The organism is Xanthomonas maliensis (assembly GCF_009192945.1).
Lineage (GTDB): Bacteria > Pseudomonadota > Gammaproteobacteria > Xanthomonadales > Xanthomonadaceae > Xanthomonas > Xanthomonas maliensis.
The window spans coordinates 1-5,648 of the sequence record NZ_NSET01000076.1 but is presented as its reverse complement, the minus strand read 5'-3'; the positions used below and the strand labels follow the sequence as shown (position 1 = coordinate 5,648).

The window sequence follows — 5,648 nt, the reverse complement described above, 5'->3', positions numbered from 1 at the left end:
CAGCTGCGCCACCACCAGCCCGGCGCTGCGGGGCAGAATGAGCGCGAGCGCCTGTCCGTGCGCGAGGCCGCGCTGTTGTAGCTGGGCGGCCAGCGTGCTGGCGCGCTCCCAGAGCTGCGCATAGCGGAGGTGGTGCTCGCCGTCGATCAGCGCCGTTGCCTGCGGTGTGCGTTGCACCTGGGCATGCAGGGCCTGCACGAGGGTGGCGGCCGGCGGCAGGTCTGCGATCGTGGCATTGAAGTCCTGCAGCAGCTGCTGGCGTTGCGTCTGCGGTAGCCAGGGCAGGTCGGCGATACGGACATCGGCATCGTTGCCGATGGCTTGCAGCAGGGACAGGAACTGCGCAACGTGGCGTTGCATGCTGTCGGCATCAAACAGCGCAGTGGCATAGACCAGACGCCCGCCAACGCTGTCGCCGTACTGATGCAAGGACAGCGCAAGATCGAACTCGGCACTGTGCTGGCCGGCAGGTAATGGGGTGATCTCAAGCTCCGGCAGCGTCAACACTTGCGCTTGCTGCTGCGTATCCAGGCTGAACATCACTTGATGAATCGGCGGATGCGCAAGCGTGCGCGCGGGCTTCAGCGCTTCGACCACCTGCTCGAACGGCACATCCTGATGATCCTGTGCGCCGAGGACGGTGTCGCGTACCTGGCGTAGCCAGTCAGCGACCGTCGCCTGCTCGGGCACGGCAACGCGCAGTGCCAAGGTGTTGACGAACAGGCCGATCAGCGGCTCGACTTCGCTGCGCGTGCGCCCGGCAACCGCAGTGCCGATGACGACCTCGGGCGCGCCGCTGAGCCGCGACAGCAGCAACGACCAGCTCGCCAACAGCACCGTGAACAGCGTGCAGCGCTGCGAACGTGCCAGTTGCCGCGCTGCGTGGGCGGTGCTGTCGGGTAGCTTGAAGTCGATGCTTGCGCCCGCATAGTCCTGCACCTTCGGGCGCGGCCGGTCCAAAGGGAGCTGCAGCAGTGCCGGTGCGCCAGCCAGCCGGCTCCGCCAATACGCGAGTTGCCGTTGCACCACCTCGCTGCTGAGTCGCTTGTGTTGCCAAATCGCATAATCGGCGTACTGCACGCGTAGCGGCGGCAACGACGCCGGGCAGCCGGAGCGCGCCGCGGTGTAGAGCGCGCCCAACTCAGCAAGAAAGATGCCGATCGACCATCCATCGGACACCAGGTGATGCATCGTGATCAACAGCACGTGCTCGTCCTGGTGCAAACGCAGCAGATGCCCGCGGATCAGCGGACCGGCGGCGAGGTCGAACGGGCGGCTGGCTTCCCCGCGAGCATAGCTGTCGACCTGGGCCGCGCGGTGCGGGTGGTCGCGCAGATCGGTCCGCTGCAAGTCGAAGGTGGCAGTGTCGAGGATGCGTTGCCTGACCTGGCCCTGCACCTCCAGCAGGCAGGTGCGCAGTACTTCGTGGCGCTCCACGACCTGCACGAGCGCGGACTGCAACGCCTCTACGTCCAGTGCACCGCGCAGGCACGCTCCCGCGGCCAGGTGATACGCGGTACTGCCGCGGGGGTCCAGCCTGGCCAGGAACCACAGGCGCTGCTGTGCGAAGGATGCCGGCAAGGTCTTGAAAGGGCGGTCCATTGAGAAGCTTGGGCGGCAGCAAGGAGGTAGCCAGGGGACGCCGCCGAACACCCACGCACGGCGTGTTCTGCGGGACACACCGGGGGCGCATCACGAAGCGTCTTTTTGCGCGTTACAGGCATGACACGCTTGACTCACCGTGACATCTACTTGCCTGGCGTCGGAACCATGTTGCGCGCAGGCGCGTCTGTCGTCGTGCGTGCAGACGCCAGGCGGCGCCCAACCCCGATTCGCGCCGTCGCCGCGTCGCGGCCTGGCTTGGAGGCCGTGGCTCCCTGCGCCGCCAGGGCCTTGGCGGCTCAGAAGGCGCGACGAGGGTGGGACTGCATCGCCGGCGATGCTCGCTCTGCACAGTCCACCGCCGGCGTCTCAGACCCCCTCCCTCATTCGTAATAGCGACTGCGGTCGACCAGCGACGCGATCGGCGCGCTGGAGACGGCCTGGCTCTCGCTCAGGGCCGCCGCCATGCGTGCGAGCGTTGGCTCGGCGAACAGCCGCGAGAGCGGCAGCCGACGCCCCAGTCTGGCCTGAATACGCGTGGCCAACTGCACCGCCAACAGCGAGTGACCCCCGATCTGGAAAAAATCGTCGTTGCGGTTGACGACCGCAATCCCGAGCACGTCGCACCAGATCTGTGCCAGCGCTTGCTCGCCGTCGCCCTGCGGCGGATCGAGCGGGGATGCGCCGTCCTTGTGTTCGGCAGGTACCGGGAGCGCACGTCGATCGATCTTGCCATTGGCGGTCAGCGGCCAGGCCGGCATCTCCACATAAGCGTCCGGCAGCATGTAGTCGGGCAGCCGTGCGGCCAGGTAAGCCCGCAGGTCGGCAGGATCGAGCGCCATCGCGGCGCTGGCCTTGGCGATCACGTAGGCGACCAGGCGTCGGTTCCCGGGCTGGTCCTCGCGCACCAAGACCACCGCTTGCTGCACCTGCGGGTGGGTGCAGACTGCCGCCTCGATTTCGCCCGTTTCCAGGCGGAATCCGCGAATCTTGCTCTGGGTATCGCGTCGGCCCAGGCATTCGAGCAGGCCATCGCCACGCCAGCGACCCACATCGCCGGTCCGGTACATGCGCTCGCCCGGGAGTGCAGCGAAGGGATCGGGCACGAAATGCTCGGCCGTCAGCGCCGGTTGCCGCAGATATCCCAGGGCCAGGCCGAGGCCAGCGATATGCAGTTCGCCTTGCATGCCGATCGGCAATGCTGCGCGATGCCGATCGAGTGCGTACACGCGTAGGTTACCGATGGGTTTCCCGATCGGGATGCGTTGATCGTGCAGGGTTTCCTTGCTCAGCGCACACGCGGTGACGAATTGTGTGGTTTCGGTGGGGCCGTAGGTTTGCAGCAAGGTCTGTGGCGGTGCCTCGCCCAATAGGGTGGCGAGCGCGTGTGGATCGGCGATGTCACCGCCGGTGATCAAATAGCGCAAGCTCGGCAAACTGCGTGCCAGCTCGTCAGCGTAGGCGCGCAATACCCCCGCGACGAGAATCAGCACGGTGACGTCATGGGTCCGGACGACGTCGGCCAAGAGGCTTGGTTCGAGCATCGCGTCCTGCGGTACCACCACCAGGCGACCGCCAGACAGCAAGGGTGCCCACACTTCCAGCGTGCTGGAGTCGAACGCGGGGTTGGACGCAAAGGCGAAGCAATCGTCCGCTTGCCACTGCGCGTAGTCCGGGTTGCAGACCAGGTTGAGCACTGCTTGATGCGGCACCACCACGCCCTTGGGCCGGCCGCTCGAACCGGAGGTGTACATCACGTAGGCCGGCGCACAGGTCGGCAGTGGCGGCAGGGTGACAGGTGCGCCTGCCGCCGGCGCGAAGGCGATCGTTAGACACGCCGTCGATGCCCAAGAGGGGGCCTGCGGCTCTGCGTGCACGACGACCCGGGCATGGCAGTCGTCGGCCAATTGCGCATGCCGTGCCGACGGCTGCTGCGGATCGAGCGGCACATACGCCGCGCCCACCTTGAGAATGGCGAGCTGCGCAGCCACCAGCGCTGCGCTCCGCGGCAACAGCGTTGCCACGTAGTCTCCAACACCCACCCCCAGTTCGATCAGCTGCTGGGCAAGATGATCGCTAAAGGCATCCAGCTCGGCATAGCGCAGCTGCCGTGCGCCGTCGATGACGGCCAGTGCGTCCGGTGTCCGGCGCGCCTGTGCCTGAAAGGCTGCGTGCAGCGTCGTGGCTGCCTGCGGTGGGCGTGCCGTCTGGTTCCATTGTTGCAACGACCGCATTGCCGGTGCGTCCAGCAAGGGTTGCCGATCCACTGCCAGCGTCGGCGCGTCGGCCAGTGCCGCCAGCAGGTGCGCGTAGTGGGTCAGATAGCCCTGCATGGTGCTGCGATCGAACAACGCCGTGGCATAGTGCAGCACCCCGCCGATGCGCGATGGTGCGATCTGCATCTCCAGCGACAGATCGAACTGGGCGACGTGATGATCGCTCGGGTAGGCGCTCAGCTGCAGGTCCGGCAACTCCAGGGCGCGTGCCGGCGTGGTGTCGGAGGAGAACATGGTCTGGCACAACGGAGTGTGCGACAGACTACGCACTGGCCGCACCGCTTCGATGATGCGTTCGAACGGCAGATCTTGATGGGCCTGCGCCGCAAGCAGCGTTGTCTGTACCTGGTCCAGCAGTTCCAGGAACGTCGGCCGCGCGGACAGATCGATGCGCAACGGCAAGGTGTTGACGAAGAAGCCGATCAACGGTTCCAGTTCGCTGCGATTGCGGCCTGCCGACGCGGTGCCGATGACCAGATCGGTCTGGCCGCTATAGCGCGACAGCAGCGCCGCCCACCCGGCCAGCAACAGACCGAAGATGCTGATGCCGTGCTGCACGGCCAGCGCCTGTAGACGTACGCTCAACGTCTGGTCCAGGACCATGTTCACGTAGTCGCCGGCGGTGTCCTGCAACGGCGGGCGCGGACGATCGGTCGGCAACTCCAGCAGCGCCGGCGCATCGCGCAGCTGCGTGCGCCAGAACTCCAGTTGGCGCTGCTGCAGTTGGCTGTCGATCCAGTGATGTTGCCAGGCGGCATAGTCGGCGTACTGGATCGGCAGCGGCGGCAACGGATCGGGGATATCGCTGACGAAGGCCGTATACAACGCACCGAGTTCTTCGATCAACACACCGATGGACCAGCCGTCGGAGACGATGTGATGCATGCTCAGCAGCAGCACGTGCTCGCGCTCGGCCAGGCGCAACAGGCGGCCTCTGAACAACGGACCGCGGGCCAGGTCGAAGCCGGTGCTGGCCTCGCTGCGGGCATGCATGCGGGCCGCGCTGTCCGGTGCCGGCTCGCCGCTCAGGTCGATCAGTCGCAAGGCGATCTCGTGCGGTGCATCGATGATCTGTACCGGGCGATCGTCGACGTTGGCGAAACGGGTGCGCAGCGTTTCGTGACGCGCCACGATGCGGTTCAATGCACAGGTCAGCGCCTGGACATCCAGGTTGCCGCTGAGTTGCACGCCGCCATGCATGATGTAGGTTGCATCGGTACGCGGATCGAGCTGGTGGAGGAACCACAGACGTTGCTGTGCGAATGACAGCCGCATCGGTTCGGTGCGCGGCATCGTCAGGATGGGCGGTAGCGCGGTGGCACCTGCGTTGCCCAGCGCTTTGGCGAGTTCATCCAGGCGCGGCTGCGCAAACAGCGCGGCCAGCGGCAGTTCGATACCGAGCATGCTGCGGATGCGCGAGATCAGCCGCACGCCGAGCAGCGAGTGTCCACCGAGGGCGAAGAAACTGTCATGGCGGCCGATACGTTCGATGCCGAGGAGTTCGCTCCACAGTGCGGCCAGCAAGGTTTCTTGTTCGCCCTGCGGTGGCGTGTAGGTGTGAGCGGCGAGCGCATCGGCATCCGGGGCCGGCAGGGCACGCCTGGCGAGCTTGCCGTTGGCGGTGAGCGGCAGGGTATCGAGCCATACATAGGCGCTGGGCAGCATGACCTCAGGCAGGCGCGCGGCAAGTTGCGTGCGCAAGGCCTCGGCGCTGGTGTCAGCGTCTCCGACCAGATACGCGACGAGGCGCGGCTCGCCTGGCGTGTCTTC

2 protein-coding genes are annotated in these 5,648 nt (G+C 66.5%); both read right to left on the bottom strand.

The window, feature by feature from the left end; all coding sequences use genetic code 11:
• Positions 1-1,602: condensation domain-containing protein (locus CKY51_RS20380; RefSeq protein WP_152249799.1), on the bottom strand; the 1,602-nt coding region annotated here is incomplete at its 3' end.
• Positions 1,603-1,985: 383 nt separating this feature from the next.
• Positions 1,986-5,648: non-ribosomal peptide synthetase (locus CKY51_RS20375; protein WP_152249797.1), on the bottom strand; the 3,663-nt coding region annotated here is incomplete at its 5' end.